At 65.4% G+C, this 16725-nt stretch carries 10 protein-coding genes; 7 read left to right on the forward strand and 3 right to left on the reverse strand.

Going from position 1 to position 16725, the window contains the following annotated elements:
* The first annotated feature begins 209 nt into the window (after positions 1–209).
* Genes EJB06_RS01680 through EJB06_RS01710 form a run of 7 tightly spaced genes read left to right on the forward strand, consistent with a single transcriptional unit; the run spans position 210 to position 10346 of the window.
* On the forward strand, positions 210–626 hold the full coding sequence (locus EJB06_RS01680) for a DUF2170 family protein (protein WP_164557770.1): 417 nt from the start codon (positions 210–212) through the stop codon (positions 624–626).
* Positions 627–636: 10 nt separating this feature from the next.
* The gene (locus EJB06_RS01685) at positions 637–1368 is read left to right on the forward strand and encodes a PspA/IM30 family protein (protein WP_126072259.1); all 732 of its coding nucleotides are present in this window, start codon (positions 637–639) and stop codon (positions 1366–1368) included.
* Positions 1369–1377: 9 nt separating this feature from the next.
* Positions 1378–1719, forward strand: a complete 342-nt coding sequence (locus EJB06_RS01690) for a hypothetical protein (RefSeq protein WP_126072260.1) — start codon at positions 1378–1380, stop codon at positions 1717–1719.
* A 37-nt stretch (positions 1720–1756) separates the two neighbouring features.
* On the forward strand, positions 1757–2398 hold the full coding sequence (locus tag EJB06_RS01695) for a ubiquinone biosynthesis protein (RefSeq protein WP_126072261.1): 642 nt from the start codon (positions 1757–1759) through the stop codon (positions 2396–2398).
* Positions 2399–2427: 29 nt separating this feature from the next.
* Positions 2428–4500: a flotillin family protein gene (locus EJB06_RS01700; RefSeq protein ID WP_126072262.1), complete on the forward strand. Its 2073-nt coding sequence runs from the start codon at positions 2428–2430 to the stop codon at positions 4498–4500.
* A gap of 58 nt (positions 4501–4558) precedes the next feature.
* The gene (locus tag EJB06_RS01705; RefSeq protein ID WP_126072263.1) at positions 4559–5092 is read left to right on the forward strand and encodes a zf-TFIIB domain-containing protein; all 534 of its coding nucleotides are present in this window, start codon (positions 4559–4561) and stop codon (positions 5090–5092) included.
* Between the two features lie 4 nt (positions 5093–5096).
* Positions 5097–10346 carry a DNA repair ATPase gene (locus tag EJB06_RS01710; RefSeq protein WP_126072264.1) on the forward strand — a complete coding sequence of 1750 codons (5250 nt, stop codon included), beginning with the start codon at positions 5097–5099 and terminating at the stop codon, positions 10344–10346.
* Positions 10347–10358: 12 nt separating this feature from the next.
* Here EJB06_RS01710 and nhaA read toward each other — a convergent pair whose 3' ends face one another.
* The 3 genes from nhaA to EJB06_RS01730 form a co-directional block, all read right to left on the reverse strand.
* Positions 10359–11588: a Na+/H+ antiporter NhaA gene (nhaA, locus tag EJB06_RS01715; RefSeq protein WP_126072265.1), complete on the reverse strand. Its 1230-nt coding sequence runs from the start codon at positions 11586–11588 to the stop codon at positions 10359–10361.
* Between the two features lie 236 nt (positions 11589–11824).
* Positions 11825–12730 (reverse strand): hypothetical protein, encoded by a 906-nt coding sequence (locus EJB06_RS01720; protein ID WP_164557771.1) that lies wholly within the window; start codon positions 12728–12730, stop codon positions 11825–11827.
* Positions 12731–13280: 550 nt separating this feature from the next.
* Positions 13281–16517, reverse strand: coding sequence for a di-heme oxidoredictase family protein (locus EJB06_RS01730; RefSeq protein WP_126072268.1), 3237 nt, complete (start codon positions 16515–16517; stop codon positions 13281–13283).
* Between the last annotated feature and the right edge of the window lie 208 nt (positions 16518–16725).

The raw sequence follows: 16725 nt of genomic DNA on the forward strand, positions 1-16725 counted from the left end.
CCCCCGCGCCGCTTCCTTCCATCCGGGCCCGGGCGCTGAGCGTCCGGCGCCATCCCCATTCTCCCATCGGTTCTCGCGCTTCGGCATGTTGCAGCGCAGCTTGACATTTTATGTCACGCATCTATACTTTGGACATAATATGTCTGGCGAGCCCATGAGGGATGATCGATTTAGCGCACCGTGCAAGGAGCAGGACGATGGAAATAGCAATGAAACAGATGATGGAAATCGAGCGGGCGATGCTGCGCAGGCCGAATGCCGCAGGCGTGAGCAGCAACCTGCTGCCGCCGGCCGACGCCGACGGCGTGCCCGTGATGCGCATCAGCATCGAAGGTCTGGAAGAGCTGCCGGTGTTCATCACCGCCACGCCCAGCCAGGTGCTATGCATCTGCTACCTGTGGACCGAGGCCGAAATCCGCGCCGAGCGCCGCGCCGAGATGCTCGAAGCGATGATGGACCTGAACATGGCCATTCCGCTGTCGAACTTCGGTCGGGTCGGGGAGCACTACGTGATTTTCGGCTCGCTCGCGCACGACGCCAGCGCCGACAGCATTGCAACCGATGTGGCGATGGTCGCCGACAACGCGTACGAGGCCCTCGACGTCTTTTCAGAATTCTTAAAATAAGGAGTCCATCATGGCTGTCTTTTCAAAAATCCTCACCATGCTGCGCGGCGACGTGCATGCGATCGGGCAGAGCATCGTCGACAACAACGCCAACCGCATCTACGAGCAGGAAATCGTCGAAGCCAAGGCCCACGTCGCCAGCGCGCGCCAGGACCTGACCGCCGTCATGGCCAAGGAAATGCAGGCCAGCCGCGAGATCGCGCGCCTGCAAGGCGAACTGCGGCGCTACGAAAGCCTGGCCCTGGAAGCGCTGCAAAAGGACCACGGCGCGCTGGCCGAGGAGGTGGCCGGCAAGGTGGCCGACATCGAAGTGGCGATCGCCGGCCAGAGCGCCGTGCGCGACGATCTGGCGGGCCATATCGCACGCCTGAAAGACCTGATCCGCGGCGCCGAGGCATTGCTGCGCGACCATGAGCGCGAACTGGCGATGGCCAAGACCACCGAGAGCGTGTACCGCGCCACCGCCACCATTTCCAGCAGCATGGGCAACAGCGGCTCGAAGCTGATGAGCGCCAAGGAATCGCTCGAACGCATCAAGCAGCGCCACCAGGATACCGCCGACCGCATGCAGGCGGCCGACGCCCTCGACGGCGAATTCGGCGACAAGGCGCTCGAACGCAAGCTGGCCGCCGCCGGCATCGGCGACGCTCCCAACCGCAAGGCCGACGTGATGGCGCGCCTGCAACAGCGCGCCGCCATCGCCGCCAGCGCGGCCGCCGATGGCGGCGACAAGCCGGCATAAGGGGGCGCGATGGTACGCAGTTCCCCACGCTGGACAGGATCGGACGCCGCCTTGCGCTCGCTCCAGGTCGCTTTCGACGTCGAAAAACAGGTGATCGATGCGGTGCGCTACGCCGCCTTCCGAAACCAGTGCTCGCCCTCGGACCAGATCCGCCACATCCTCGGCTTGCCGTGCACCACCAAGCCGGTGCGGCCGCGCCTGACCGTCTCGCTCAGCGATGCCGACTACGCCCTCCTGGGAGAGCGCTTCGGCCTGGCGGCGGACGACAGGCGCAAGATCAAGGAAGCCCTGCACGAAGCCCTGATCGCGTTCGCCATGCGGCAAAAAGCGCCCGATACCGACACCGCATAATGACAACGACCAACCTCGACAAGAAGGAATACCCGGCATGACTCTCTGGCAGCTCTTAAGCAGTTTTCCGACCGCCATCCCCACGGTGCTGCTGGCCGTCCTGATGGTGTACTGGACGCTGTCGATCGTGGGTCTGGTCGACATGGGCGAATCGGTCGATCTTCACGTCGACGGCGTCGACGGCGCCCACGAGCTGCCCGACGTGCACACCCTGGCCGGCTACCTGGTGGCGCTGGGCCTGGGCGGGGTGCCGCTGTCGGTGGTGGCCAGCGTGCTGGTGTTTTGCACCTGGCTCGCCACCGCCCTGCTGCAGCAGTACCTGCTGGCCTGGGTGCCGACGGCGCCGCTGCGCGTGGCGGCCGGGGTGGGGGTGCTGCTGTTCGCGGGCGCCTTGTCGATCCCGATCGCGGCGCGCGTGCTCAAACCCCTGCGCGGCCTGTTCGTCAAGCACGGCGCGCGCAGCAACGAAAGCCTGGTCGGCTTCGACTGCCGGATCAGCACCGGCAGCGTGGACCGGCACTTCGGCCGCGCCGACGTCGAAGCGCACGGCGCCAGCATCAATATCCGGGTCTGGGCCGCCGTGCCGAATGCGCTGGACAAGGGGGCGAGGGCGATCATCGTGGCCTACGACCCGGCCACACAACAATATGAAGTCGAAGCCGCACCCGCCGCTTTTTAATCACCCATAATCAGAACCTGAAAGAAACCATGGACATACTGTTGCTCTCGATCGGCATCATCACCGTCATCGTACTGGGCTGTTTTGCGCTGTTCTCCAAGTTTTACCACAAGGTGGAACAGGGCCACGTCATGATCATCAATACCCTGCGCGCCGAGCCGGAAGTCACCTTCACCGGCGGCATGGTGTATCCGATCATCCATAAAAAAGAGATGATGGAAATCTCGCTCAAGACGATCGAAATCAATCGCCTCGGCAAGGATGGCCTGATTTGCCAGGACAATATCCGCGCCGACATCAAGGTCACGTTCTTCCTGCGCGTCAACAAGACCACCCAGGACGTGCTGAAAGTGGCGCAGGCGGTCGGCTGCGTGCGCGCATCGAACCAGCAAACCCTGGAAAACCTGTTCGCCGCCAAGTTCGCCGAGGCGCTCAAGACGGTCGGCAAGGCCATGGATTTCGTCGAGCTGTACCAGGCGCGCGACCGCTTCCGCGACGACATCATCCGCCAGATCGGCGACGACCTGTCCGGCTATGTGCTGGAAGACGCGGCCATCGACTACATCGAGCAAACCCCGCTCGAAAAACTCGACGGCCACAACATCCTCGACGCCCAGGGCATCAAGAAGATCACCGAGCTGACCGCCATCGAAAACATCCGCACCAACGAGCTCAAGCGCGATGAAGAAATGCGCATCAAGAAGAAGGATGTGGAAACGCGCGAAGCGATCCTCGAACTGGAACGCCAGCAGGCCGACGCCGAGTCGCGCCAGGGCCGCGAAGTGAGTTCGGTGCGCGCGCGCGAGCAGGCCGAGACGCAGAAAGTGCAGTCGGAAGAATTCACCAAGTCCGAACTGGCGCGCCTGCAGTCCGAGCAATTGGTGATGGTGCAGCAGGAAAACACCACGCGCGAGAAGGAAGTGGCCGAAAACAACCGCAAGCGCGCCGTCGCCATCGAGGAAGAACGCGTCACCCGCGCGCGCCAGCTGGAAGTGGTCGAGCGCGAAAAGGAGGTCGCGCTGCAAACCATCGAGAAGGAAAAGGCCATCGAAATCCAGAAGAAGGCGATCGCCGACGTGGTGCGCGAGCGCATCGTGGTCGAGCGCACGGTCGCCGAGCAGGAAGAAGCGATCAAGGATGTGCGCGCGATCGCCGAAGCCGACCGCCTGAAAAAATCGGTCATCATCTCGGCCGAAGCATCCGCCGAGGAAAAAATGGTCATGACCGTCAAGGCGGCCGAGGCCGATGAACGGTCGGCCAAGCACCGCGCCATGCAAGACCTGACCGCCGCCGACGCCGCCCTGAAAGTGGCCGAACGCCATGCCGAAGCGCAAAAGCGCGAAGCCGAAGGCAAGGAAGCCGAACTGGCAGCGCCAGGGCTGGCCAGCGCCAGGGTGATGGTCGCCTCGTCCGAAGCGATCCTCAAGCAGGGCACGGCCGAAGCCGAAGCGATGCGCCTGCGCATGCAGGCCGAAGCGGCCGGTGTCGAACAGATGGGTCTGGCGCAAGCGGCCGTCAAGAGCGCCGACGCCGCCGCCACCGCCACCCACGGCGACGCCGAGGCGCAAGTGATCCAGGCGCGCTTCGAAGCCGAATCGAAGGGGCTGGCCCTGAAATTCGAAGCCATGTCGGCCATGAGCCAGGAAACCCGGGCCCACGAAGAGTTCCGCATGCAGCTTGAAATCGCCAACCAGCAGATCAACAAGGGCATCGATGCGCAAACCCTGATCGCCAAGGACCAGGCCGAGGTGCTGGGCAAGGCCCTGCAGAACGCGAAAATCGACATCGTCGGCGGCGAAGGCGATTATTTCGACCGCTTCGTCAAGGCGCTCTCGATCGGCAAGGGGATCGACGCCACCGTCGAAAAAAGCCGTACCCTGCAGGTGGGCCTGAAAGACCACCTCAGCGGCGAGCGCGACATGGTGGGCGATATCCGCGGCCTGATCGGCGCACTGGGCAGCTCCTCGGGCGAACTGCAGAACCTGACCGTCTCGGCCCTGCTGGCCAAGGTCGGCCGCGACGGCACGGCGCAGCAGCAGCAAGCGCTGCAAAGCTTGCTGGCCACCTTCCAGCCGGCCCTCGACGCGCCACGCGCCAACTGAGTACCTGTCGCACGGCGGGGCGCGGCCCCGCCGGCATTCACCATTTTCAGGAGTGACCATGATGTGTCCAGCATGCGGCAGCCGCCATTTTGCGCCAGTGAAGATCGAAGGCGGCCTGCCGGCCGAGCGTTGCGCCGACTGCCACGGCGCCTGGGTCGAACTGGAGCGCTACCGCGACTGGCGCCGTACCCGGCCCCAGGTCGCCGCGCCCGAGTACGCCGGCGAGATTTCCCAGGTCAACGAACCGGTGCGCGTATGCGCCACCACCGGCCGCCTGATGACGCGCATCAAGGTCAGCAACGACAATCCGCTGCGCCTCGACTACAGCGCCATGGCGCAGGCGGTCTGGCTCGACAAGGGCGAGTGGGAACGCCTGCTCGCCATGGGCTTGCACGATCAGCTCGACGCGATCGTGTCGGAGCGCTGGCAGAACGACCTGAAGCACGCCGCCTCGCGCGAGCGCGCCGACAAAGCCATGCGCCTGCGCTTCGGCGACGCCGCCTACGAGCAGCTGGTGCAGATGCGCAGCTGGCTGACGGCCCAGCCGAACCAGTCCGAGATGATCGCCTTCCTCAACGCCAAAGCGGATTAAGTCAATGAACGACGCACACGCAGCACCGGCGCCGGCCGATTCCGGCACCCCATCCGATATCGCCGACAGCGCCGACAGCGCGCTCGCATCGAGCAGTGTCGACCTGCTGCGCGCGCGCCTGGGCGAGCACGGCAAAGCCCTGCAAGCCAAGGCCGGCTTGCTCAACGCATCGCGCCTGGCCGAATTCGGGCGCCAGGACATGCTGCTGCGCGCCCGCACCCGCGCCCGCACCGAGAACAATTGCGTCGCGCGCGACCTGGTCCTGGTGGGCGATGTGCTGCTGTTCGGCTACAAGGTGTTCATGGGCTTGCGCCAGGAAACCCAGGTTGCCGACGTGTTCGCCCTGTACCGCCTGCGCGCCGACGGCGGCGAGGCCGAACTCGAAGCGCTCGCGCTGGAAAACACCTTTCTCGCCGAAGCGCGCTTCCTGGCCGAATTCCGCGAGCTGTACAGCTATTACAAGAACGCCCAGCTGGTCCAGCTGCGTGTGCACCAGGGCAAGCTGCTGGCCGCCTTCAAGATCGGCGAGCGCATCAGCGATGTGCGGGTGTTCCGCTGGCAGCTCGACAATGAGGGCCGGGCCAGCTACATCGACAACCGTGGCGAGCGCGACATTGCGCTGCCGCCGACCCACGATTTCGAGTGGACCCAGACCACGCGCGAGCAGCACGTGCTCGGCAAGCATCCCCACATCAACATCCTCGACACCCTGTTCGTCGAGACGGTGGGCGGCGACCTGACCGTCAAGATCGAAAACAATACCGAAACCGGCCTCGGGATCTACGCCGAAGCGGTCGAGGACCGCAACCAGTCGCTCAACGATGGCGACATCGCCTACGCCGCCGTGGGCGAACTGATCCTGCTGCGCATCAAGCCCTACCGCGAAGCGCTGTTCCGCTACCTGGTGTTCAACCGCCGCACCGCGCAGGTGAGCCGGGTCGACGCCATCGGCGCCTCCTGCGTCCAGCTGCCCGAAGACCACGGCATCGTCTTCCCCGAAGGCTACATCCTGCAAAGCGGCGAGGCCAAGGTGTTCGCCGACATGCCGCAAGGACTGCAGTTCGAACGGCGCGTGATGTCGCCCAATGGCGAAGACGTGCTGTACGTGTTCTACGGCGTGGAGCAGGGCGTGTACGTCCTGCTCACCTACAATCTGATCGGCAAGACGCTGGCCCAGCCGCTGGTGGCGCACGGCTATGCCCACTACGCCGACGGCGCCATGCTGCTGTTTACCGCCGAAAGCGAGGAACCGACCCGCAACCACCCCATGCAGCTGTGGCAGACCGCCTTTCTGAGCGACGACCATGCCGCGCTGCAGGCGCCGCGCCAGAGCTTCCTGGGCAAGATCGGCAACCGCGAGCTGGTGCGCGGCCTGTCGGAACTGCTGTCGGTGGCGCGCCTGGTGCGCGAGCAGGCCGACGCCCCGCGCGACCAGCTGCCGGGCCGCTTCGTGTTCGAAACGCTGCTGCGCCAGTGCCGCCGCATCGCCGACGCCTTCCACTGGCTGGGCACGCCGCAGGCGCACGACGCCGGCGGCGACGTGCAGGCCATGATCACGGTGGCCGAAGCCACCCTCGACGAATTCGACAAGGCGGCCGCCGTGCGGCGCGACGCTGCCGCCACCCTGGCGCAGGCCGCGCTGGCGCAGCGCCAGTTGCTCACCGATACCGCCAGCCGCCTGTGGAACTCGCCGGCCGACTTCATCGACGCGGCGGACGCGATCCGGCTGGCGCGCGGGCGCCTGGCCAGCCTCAGGGAGCAACGCTACATGGACGTGGCGCGGCTCGGCGCGCTGGACGAGGAACTGGCGGCGGAAGAAGCGCGCGTGGCCGCCAATACCGTCACCTTCCTGGCGCGCGAAGATGCCTTCGCCCGCTTCACCGAGGAACTGGCCAGGCAGCGCGCCCAGTTGCCGGAGATGCACACCACGGCCGCGCTAGCCCCGCTCAACGACACGCTGGACCGGAACGCCGCGCGCCTGGACGGCCTGACCGAACTGCTGGGCACGCTGGCCGTGGGCGACGCCACCTTGCGCACCCGCATCCTCAACACCATTTCCGCCATCTACGCCGACCTCAACAAGTTGCGCGCCCAGGCGCGCCAGCGGCGCAAGCAACTCTCGCAGGGCGAGTCGGCGGCCGAATTCGCCGCCCAGTTCCAGCTGTTCGGCCAGTCGGTCGAGAGCGCGCTGGAACAATGCGACACGCCCGAACGCTGCGACGAGCTGCTGACCCGACTGCTGGCTCAGCTGGAAGACCTGGAAGCCCGCTTTTCCGAGCAAGAAGATTATCTGGCCGAAATCGGCCACAAGCGCGAATCGGTCTACGAAGCGCTGGAAGGCCGCAAGCAGTCCCTGCTGGAGCAGCGCGGCCGGCGCGTGCAAGCCATCGCCGACGCGGCGCGGCGCATCCTGGCCGGCGTCCCCAAGCGCCTGGCGCAGCTGAACGATGCCGCCCAGATGGAAGCCTACTTCGCTTCCGACGCCTTGCTGAACAAGCTGCGCGCCAGCATCGCCGAACTGCGCAAGCTGGGCGGCGCGGTCGGCGCCGACGACCTGGCCGGGCAATTGAAGGCGCTGCGCGAGCAGGGCCAGCGCACCCTGCGCGACCGCAACGAACTGGTGACCGGCAACACCATCCGCCTCGGCAAGCACGCCTTCACCGTCAACCAGCAGGCGCTCGACCTGGCCCTGGTCACGCACGAGGGCAAGCCGGCCTATCACCTGGCCGGCACCGACTACTTCATGCCGCTCGCCGAGCCGCGCCTCGACGCGCTGCAGGTCTACTGGGGCTTTGACACCGTCTCCGAAAGCGCCCAGGTCTACCGCGCCGAATACCTGGCCTGGCAAGTGGTGCTGGCCGCGCAGCAGGGGCAGGCCGAACTGGAATGGACTGCGCTGGTGCAGGCCGCGCGCGACCCGGCCGACCCGGCGCTGGAAGAGGCCGTGCGCCGCTTCGCCGCGCCGCGCTTTCACGAAGGCTACCAGAAAGGCATCCACGACCACGACGCCAGCCTGATCCTGCGCCAGCTGCTGCCGATGCTGGAAGACGCCGGCCTGCTGCGCTACAGCCCGCTCGCGCGCGCCGTTGCCCTGATCTACTGGCAACACCTGCAAGACACCCCCGGCCTGCACGCCGCGGCCCAGGCCGCGAAACAGCAGGCCGAACAAGCCGAGCTGATGCGCATCCAGTTCGGCAGCGAACGCATGGGCCGGCAGGTGCGGGCGCAGTTGACCGGCGCGCTGCGCGAATTCGTGGCGCAGCACGCGCTCGATCTCGCCCCCTGGCTCGACAGCGCGACCGAAACGCCCGACACGGTGCTCGACCAGGGCGCCGCCTACCTGCTGGCCGAACTCGGCGCGCAGGCGGCCGATGCGCACCATGCCGCCCCGCACGAATGGGTCGCCAGCCGCGCCGGCACCGACCTCGCCCACGCCTTGCGTCAGCACCTGGAACGGCATGCCATCGCGCTGCCATGGCTCGACACCACGCTCGCCTGGCGCGCCCGCTGGCAACTCGCCACGGAATGGCTGCATGCCTTCATGCGGCAAGGACAGCATGACCTGGCCCTGTTGCCGGAAGCGGCCGCCAGCCTCTTGTGCGGCCTGCCGCGCCGGGTCCAGCCGGCCGAGCTGGCCGCGCGCGTCGACGGTTTGCTGGGCGAGCATGCGCGCATCGGCAACCAGGCCATGCCGCTGCATCTGAACGACTACCTGCGGCGCCTGGACTGGCATGCAAGCGTGATCGTGCCGGCCTGCGAGCAATTGCGGCAACTGCGCCAGAGCCTGGTCCAGGAAGAAAAGCGGCGCCTGCGGCTGGAACAGTTCCAGGCCAGGCCGCTGTCGAGTTTCGTGCGCAACCGCCTGATCGACGAAGTCTACCTGCCGCTGGTGGGCGACAACCTCGCCAAGCAGATCGGGGCGGCAGGCGACGCCCGCCGCACCGATTCCATGGGCATGCTGCTGCTGATTTCACCGCCAGGCTATGGCAAGACCACGCTGATGGAATACCTGGCCGACCGCCTCGGCATGATCTTCGTGCGCATCAACTGCCCGGTGCTGGGGCATGGAATCACCTCGCTCGATCCGGCCCGGGCCGACAACAGCGCGGCGCGCGCCGAACTGGAAAAACTGAACCTGGGCCTGGCGATGGGTAACAACGTCATGCTGTACCTGGACGACATCCAGCACACCAACCCGGAATTCCTGCAAAAGTTCATCGGCCTGGCCGACGGCACGCGCCGCATCGAAGGCATCTGGCAGGGCGGCAGCCGCAGCTACGACCTGCGCGGCAAGCGCTTTGCCATCGTCATGGCCGGCAACCCCTACACCGAATCGGGCGATGTTTTCAAGATTCCCGACATGCTGGCCAACCGGGCCGACATCTACAATCTCGGCGACGTGCTCAGCGGACGGGAAGACGTGTTTGCCATGTCCTACATCGAAAATGCGCTGGTATCGCATCCGGAACTGCAGGCGCTGGCCATGCGCGAGCCGCGGGATGTGCTGCGCCTGATCCGCATGGCGCAGGGCGAAGCGCTTTCCGCGGGCGAACTGGCGCATCCCTACAGCAGTGCCGAGGTGGCCGAGATCGTCAAGGTCTTGCAGCGCCTGTTCAAGGTGCGCGACGCGCTGCTGGGCGTGAACATGGCCTACATCGCCTCGGCCGCGCAGGACGACGCCTACCGCACCGAGCCGCCCTTCAAGCTGCAGGGCAGCTACCGCAACATGAGCAAGCTCGCGCCCAAGGTATCGGCCCTGATGAACGATGCCGAGCTCGATGCGCTGCTGCGCGACCATTATCGCGGCGAAGCGCAGACGCTGACCACGGGGGCCGAGGAAAACCTGCTCAAGCTGGCGCACCTGCTGGGGCAGCCGAGCGAGGCCGAGCAAGCGCGCTGGACGGCGCTGGTGGCCGATTTCGTGCGCCTGCGCAAGCAGGGCGGGGCCGATGCCGACGGCGCCACGCGCGTGGCCAACACCCTGTCCGAGATCGGCAGGCAGATCGCCGCGCTCGGGCAATCCATGGCGCCGGCGGTGCACGTCAACGTGCCGGAACAGGTTCGCCTGCAGGATGCGGTGCTGCGCCTGGCGGACTCCTACGAACAAGCCCTGCTGCCCCTGATCAGCGCCATGAACCACAAGATGCGGCTCGACCATAGCATCTGGGACAATGTGCGCGAGACCGGCACCGATATCAAGGAGATCGAACGGCGCCTGGCGCGCCTGTTCCCGGGGGACGGGAACAAGGCGTAGGCGCGGGCGGCGTCAGCCCTTCGGGGGTGGCGTCGCCAGGCCGTCGTCGAAGTCGAGCGTATCCGGATCGCTGTCGTTCGCCTGCGGTCGGCCGAACAATTTGAGCCAGGTAAATCCGATCACACCGGCAACCAGCGAGGCCAGCAGGATCGCCATTTTCGAGGCATTGACGACCTCGGCCTGACCAGCGAAGGCCAGGTTGGTGATAAAGATCGACATCGTAAATCCGATTCCGCCCAGCAAGCCGGCGCCGAACACATGGCGCCAGCCGAGGTCCAGCGGCAGCCGGCAGATCCCCATGGTCACCGCCGCCAGGCAAAACAGGGTGATGCCGAGCGGCTTGCCGATCACCAGCCCGGCCAGGATGCCGGCGCTGTTGGTGGACGCCAGGTCGGCGGTCCAGCCCGATGCGATGATGATGCCGGTATTGGCCAACGCAAAAATCGGCAGGATGACAAAGGCGACCGGCTTGTGCAGGAAGTGTTCGAGCCGGTGCGAGGGCGCTTGCTGGTCGTCCTGCTTGGCCGAGAAGGGGATGGCGAAGGCCAGCAGCACGCCGGCAATCGTCGCATGCACGCCCGACTTGAGCATCAGGAACCACATGATGGCGCCGCCGAGCAGGTAGGGCGCCAGCGCCATGATGCGCATGACACGGTTCATGCAGACCAGCAGCCCGAACACGGCCATTGCGCCCAGCAGGTATGGCACCGACAATTGCGCGGTGTAGAAGACGGCGATCACGATGATGGCGCCGAGGTCGTCCATGACCGCCAGCGCGGTGAGGAAAATCTTGAGCGAGGCCGGCACGCGGCTGCCCAGCAGGGCCAGTACGCCGAGGGCGAAGGCGATGTCGGTCGCCATCGGAATGCCGATGCCGGCCTGCTTGGGCGAACCGCTGTTGAAGCCGAAATGAATCAGCGCCGGCACGCAAATGCCGCCCACCGCCGCCACGATCGGCAGCAGCGCGTTCTTGAAGTTGGACAGTTCGCCGTTATACAGCTCGCGTTCCAGTTCCAGCCCGATCAGCAGGAAGAAAATGGCCATCAGGGCATCGTTGATCCAGTGCTCGACGCTGAGTCCGGCCAGCTTGAGGTGCCAGAAGGCCAGGTAATCGCTGCCGAAGGCGGAGTTCGCCAACGCCAGCGACAACAGGGTGCAGACAATCAGGACGATGCCTCCGGCTTTGCTCGATGCAAAGAACTCCTTGAAACTGTTGGACAGGCTTCTTGCGATAATCGCCATGTAATTCCTTTCGCCAAAGATTGGCATGGTGGTTCGATCAGGAAAAGCGGTGCCCTGGACGAGCAATGGGAAGAGTGCGGGAAAGCGGAAAGGGAAGGGAAAGTGGGTTCATAGGTCGCAGAAAAGCCGCGTGGCGGCCCGACCATCGCTACACCTGCCACACGGACGTGTGGACACCCAGGGTGCAGTATAGCCGATTCCCGGGCTGGCGGGAACCGGCCGGCGCTGCCGCCGGCTTACAGCCCGGTGCGCACATCCTCGACGTAGGTTTCGCCGCTCGCCTTGTTGACGACGGCCCAGCGGTCCAGCTTGCCGAACACGCCAAAACCCAGGATGTCCGTATACCGCTTGGGGAAGGAATCGGACGACTCCCCCTCGGTATACGTGAAAACGTAGGGCGCCTGCACCGACAAGACCGCCAGACAGGCAATCTGCTTGTGCTGTTCGCGTGCCTGCTCCGCCGGCATCGACACATAGGACACATAAAGCGCCGAATTCTGGGTGTAGGTCCACACTTTGTAATCGGGATTGACGACGGCCGCTGCCGGTTCGTTCGCCGGGCCGGCGGGAATCCCCAGCACAAATTCATAATAGACCGACTTGTTTTGGCCGACCAGCGTTCCGGACGAGGAGAGGCGGGTTTCTTCTCTGCTGATAAAACGGCGCGCATCGCTGAGCTTGCGCATATTCAGTTTATCGGCGGCCGGGGCCTTCATCAACACGTCCTTGAATGGGGGAGCGCTGCGCTCGACCCTGAACATCTTCTTGTCGCCGTCGTAGCTTGCGTAGCAAGGAAGCGGAAAGGCGATCGGCGCGACGCCGGCCAGCGCATCGTTGACGGCAAGCGCGTGCGCCGCCCGGTCCGCCGTCGACGAAAATTCGTCGATCTTGCCGGGGACCGCATTGCGTTTTTCTTCCAGCCAGCGGTAGACCAGTTCAGGCGTGTTCTTTTCATAGGCCATGGCCGGCAAGGCAGGGTCCCAAAACACGGGAACGAACGGTGTCGGCGGCGCCGCTTCGGGCCTGGCCTGCGGTGCCGGCGCCGTATCGCGCGGCCTCGCCTTTTTAGCGGGAGCGTGGGCGGATGCGGCCGGCGCGAGAAAGATCATGCCAAGCAAGATCACCACTGAATTGAATTTCATGACACTGATTCCTGTTCATTAATGTTTCCTCAGTGTACGTAGTGCAGATTCTTTTGTCCAGGCAACAACCTCGGCTGCTCCTAAGCGGCCCCATGTCCAAAGCGGTGACAGGCACCGAAGTGGACACAGGCTCATCATCCACTAATCGGTTATGTCCGAACCGGTGACAGGCACCGAAGTGGACACAGGCTCATCATCCACTAATCGGTTATGTCCGAACCGGTGACAGGCACCGGAGTGGACAGGCACCGAAGTGGACACAGGCTCATCATCCACTAATCGGTTATGTCCGAACCGGTGACAGGCACCGGAGTGGACACAGGCTCATCATTTAATAATTGTCCAAAGCGGTGACAGGCACCGGAGTGGACACAGGCTCATCATTTAATAATTGTCCAAAGCGGTGACAGGCACCGGAGTGGACACAGGCTCATCATTGACTAATCGGCTATGTCCGACCCGGTGACAGGCACCGGAGTGGACACGATAAAAAAAGAGCGCCGGACATCGTTCGGTCCGGCGCTCTGTTCGCTTGCTCCTCGTTAAGTCCTTACAGCGACTTGAGGAATCCCAGCAAGGCTTCGCGGTCCTGCGCCGAGAGCGCTTCGAAACGCTGGCGCGAGCGATCGGCTTCGCCGCCGTGCCACAGGATCGCTTCGGTCAGGTTGCGCGCGCGGCCGTCGTGCAGGTAGCCGGACTTGCCTTCCTTGCCCATGACCATGTCGGTGTACCCGATCCCCCACAGCGGCGCGGTACGCCACATATTGCCCTTGGCCTGGCCTTCGGCGAACTTGTCGGCCAGTCCGGGTCCCATGTCATGCAGCAGCATGTCGGTGTACGGACGGATGGTCTGGTTGCGCAGCTCGGCGAACAGGTGGCCGGGGCCGGTCTTCATCTGGACCGTGTGGCAGGCGGCGCAGCGCATGCCCTGGAACAGCTTGGCGCCGGCGCTGATCTGCTGGGCGTCGACGCGGTGCTCGTCGAGCGGTGCCACACCCTTCGGAAAGCCGCTGGCAACGCTGCGCTGGGCCGGCACGCCGACCAGGGCCAGGTAGTGCGAGATCGACTTCAGGTCGGCTTCGATGATGCCTTTCTGCGCGCCTTTCGAGGCGCAACCGGCCGGATCGGCGGCGCAGCTGCGGTTCGGGTACACCGGCGAGGTGACCGACATGTCGAGCAGCAGCGCGTCGGCGCTCTGGTGACGCAGGGTCGCCTTGGAAGCCTTCCAGCCGAAGCGGCCGAGGCGCACCGCGCCGCTTTCCGGGTCGAACACGAAGTTGGCAACGCCCTTGATCCCGTCGGCGTCGGCCGGCTGGGCCGCGCGCGCCAGGATGTCGCTTTCAGGAATCGCTTCGAGCAGGCCGGTGCCGATCATCGGCTGCGCCGCGCGCAGCGAAAAGGCGTCCGGGACCGGGCCTTCGAAGCCCAGCGTCGGCTTGCGCAGTTCGACCGTGGTGCCGTCGGCCAGCTTGACCGAACGGGTCTCGAAGCCGGCCACGCGCGCGCCCATGCCCCAGTTCTGCGCAGTGCCGCTCGGCGACACGGCGTTCATCTGGACCGCGGTGCCGTACAGCGGATGCGGTACCTGCTGGCCGTTGGCGCCGCTGGCAGCGACGCGCACCGACATGCTGTCCAGGCGCTGACCGAGTGCGGCCGGCGCCGGGCTGCGGCCGTTGTTGACGTGGCAGGCGATACAGGCCGACTGGTTGTAGCGCTGGCCTTGCAGGCCGACCGCCGGAGCATAGCGGTCGTTGCCGCCCTCGTTATGGTCGCCGGTCAGGAAGTTGGTGTGCACCAGGCGCCGGCCTTCGACGAAACGCTGCATGTTCTGCATGCCGACGTTGTTGTGCGGCTGCTGGAACATGAACAGGCCGTTGTCGGTGTAGTTGTACGAAATCGAACCCTGGCCGCCGGACAGGGTCTCTTCCGGCAGCGGCACCGAATTCAGGCGCGGCTGCACGCCGTACCACGGCTTCAGGCCGGCGCCGACCACGTACACCCATTCGTAGGAGTAATAGCGGATGCCGCCGGTATCGCCCTTGGCGGCCATCGATTCCTTGGTCGAGAAGAACGAGGGCGACACTTCGATGATGTCGCCGGCGACCAGCGGCCGTCCCGGCACGCTCTTACCGTTCGGCATGCCGTTGGCGTCGATGCCGCCGTGGCCCGGATAGCCCTTGACCAGCAGGGTGCAGGCGCCGTTGATGCCGTTGGCATTGGTCAGCTTGCTGTTGGCGGGGTAGGGGATCGGGGCGCACTGGGCCACGCTGCGGTCGACCAGTTCGCCGGGATTCATCCAGCCGTAGCCGGTCACGCCGGGACGGTCGAAGGCGCGGAAGAAGGCGATCCCGCCCGACAAAAAGTCGGTCTGGGTGTACTGGTTGACGATCAGCTGCGGCTTGGTGACGCCGGCCACGCGGCTGTTGTCGATGATCTCCACGCCCCAGGTGCGGTTCTTGAAGTACTGCGGCACGAAGGTGAGGTAGTTGCCCGGGCCTTTGTCGACGGCCTGGCCGGTGGCCGGGTCGACCGTTTCGTTGGGACCGTAGCCGATTTCGTTCCAGTCCTCGCCGCGCTCGCGGCCGTGGCGCGCCAGGCCGCGTGCGCCGAAGCGGGTGACCAGGGTGCCGTCGGGCAGGGTGAACTGCAGCGTTTCGAGCGGTTCGGCGCTGGTCGGCAGGGGCGTGAGGGCGCTGCCGTTGGCCGGGAAGGGATGGGCCGAGGTGACCGTCGGCGGCACCGTGTTGTCGCTGCCCGGCGTCTTGAATTCGACTTCGAACAGCGAGTAGCCGTACTGGGTGGCGCGGGCCACGCCCTGCAGGCGGATGAAGCGGGCGTTGATGCCCAGGTTGAAGAATTCTTCGATGCCGCCGCGGCCGTTGCTGACGCTGCGCACCTGGGTCCAGTTCTGGCCGTCATCGGATACGCGCAGTTCGTACTGCTTGCCGTAGGCGTTTTCCCATTGCAGCTTCATGTAGCCGACCTGGGTCTTCGCGCCGAAGTCGAATTCGATCCAGGCGCCGTCTTCCGACCGGCTGGCCCAGCGCGTGCCCGCCTTGCCGTCGATGGCCTGGGCGGCCGACATGCCCTGGTTTTCCACCGCCGAGGACGTTGCCGCGACCGGTTTGATCGCCACGCCAGGCTGGCCGGGGTCGACCGGGCCGGGGGCGGGGACCGGCGTCGGGGTCGGCGTGGCCGGCACCGGCGCGCCCGTGAAGGCCTGGATTTCGAAGATCGAGTAGCCGTACTGCGAGGAGCGCTTGACGCCCTGCATGCGCAGATAGCGGCCTTTGCCGTTCAGGCCGGCGATGTCTTCGGTGCCGCCCTGGCTGTTCTCGACGCTGCGGATCGTGGTCCAGTTGGCGTTGTCTTCCGATACTTGCAAGAGGTAGGCGCTGGCGTGGGCGTTTTCCCAGTCGATCCGCACGCGGGTGACGAGTTCGGACTTGCCGAAGTCGAGCGTGAGCGATTCGCCGTCGTTGAAGCCGCTGCCCCAGCGCGTCTTGTCGTTGTGGTCGATGGCGGAAGCGCCGCCCAGGTCGCCGCGCTCGGCCGAACTGGCACTGGCGCCAACCGGCGTGAGCGCGGTTTCGGCCGCCGCGCCGGCCGCCATGCGCGACGTGCCGCTCATGCCGCCCTGGCCGACCGGTGCCGATTCGCCGCCGCCATTGCCGCCGCAAGCGGCCAGCAGCAGGGTCAGGGCAAGGGGCAGGCCCTGGACCGACAGCTTGCGCAATGGTCCCCGCGTCGCTCCAGGCCGGCGCGATCCCGATGTTGAATACCTCATGTTTACCTCGTTGTAGTCGGACTTCATTAAAAAGTGATACGGGCAGTGTCGGTTCGGCCCGCATGCTTCTCTTGTTGTGGCCAGGGTGATCGGCCATCCTGGCGCCGCGCAGTTTCTTGAATACACTGCTTTCAATTTGCATCTTTATAACATGCACATATGGCAATCTGGAAACGTTACCATGGCATTTGGTGGTTTTTTGTGAGGA

Source organism: Massilia atriviolacea, from assembly GCF_003953935.1.
Classification (GTDB): domain Bacteria; phylum Pseudomonadota; class Gammaproteobacteria; order Burkholderiales; family Burkholderiaceae_D; genus Telluria_A; species Telluria_A atriviolacea.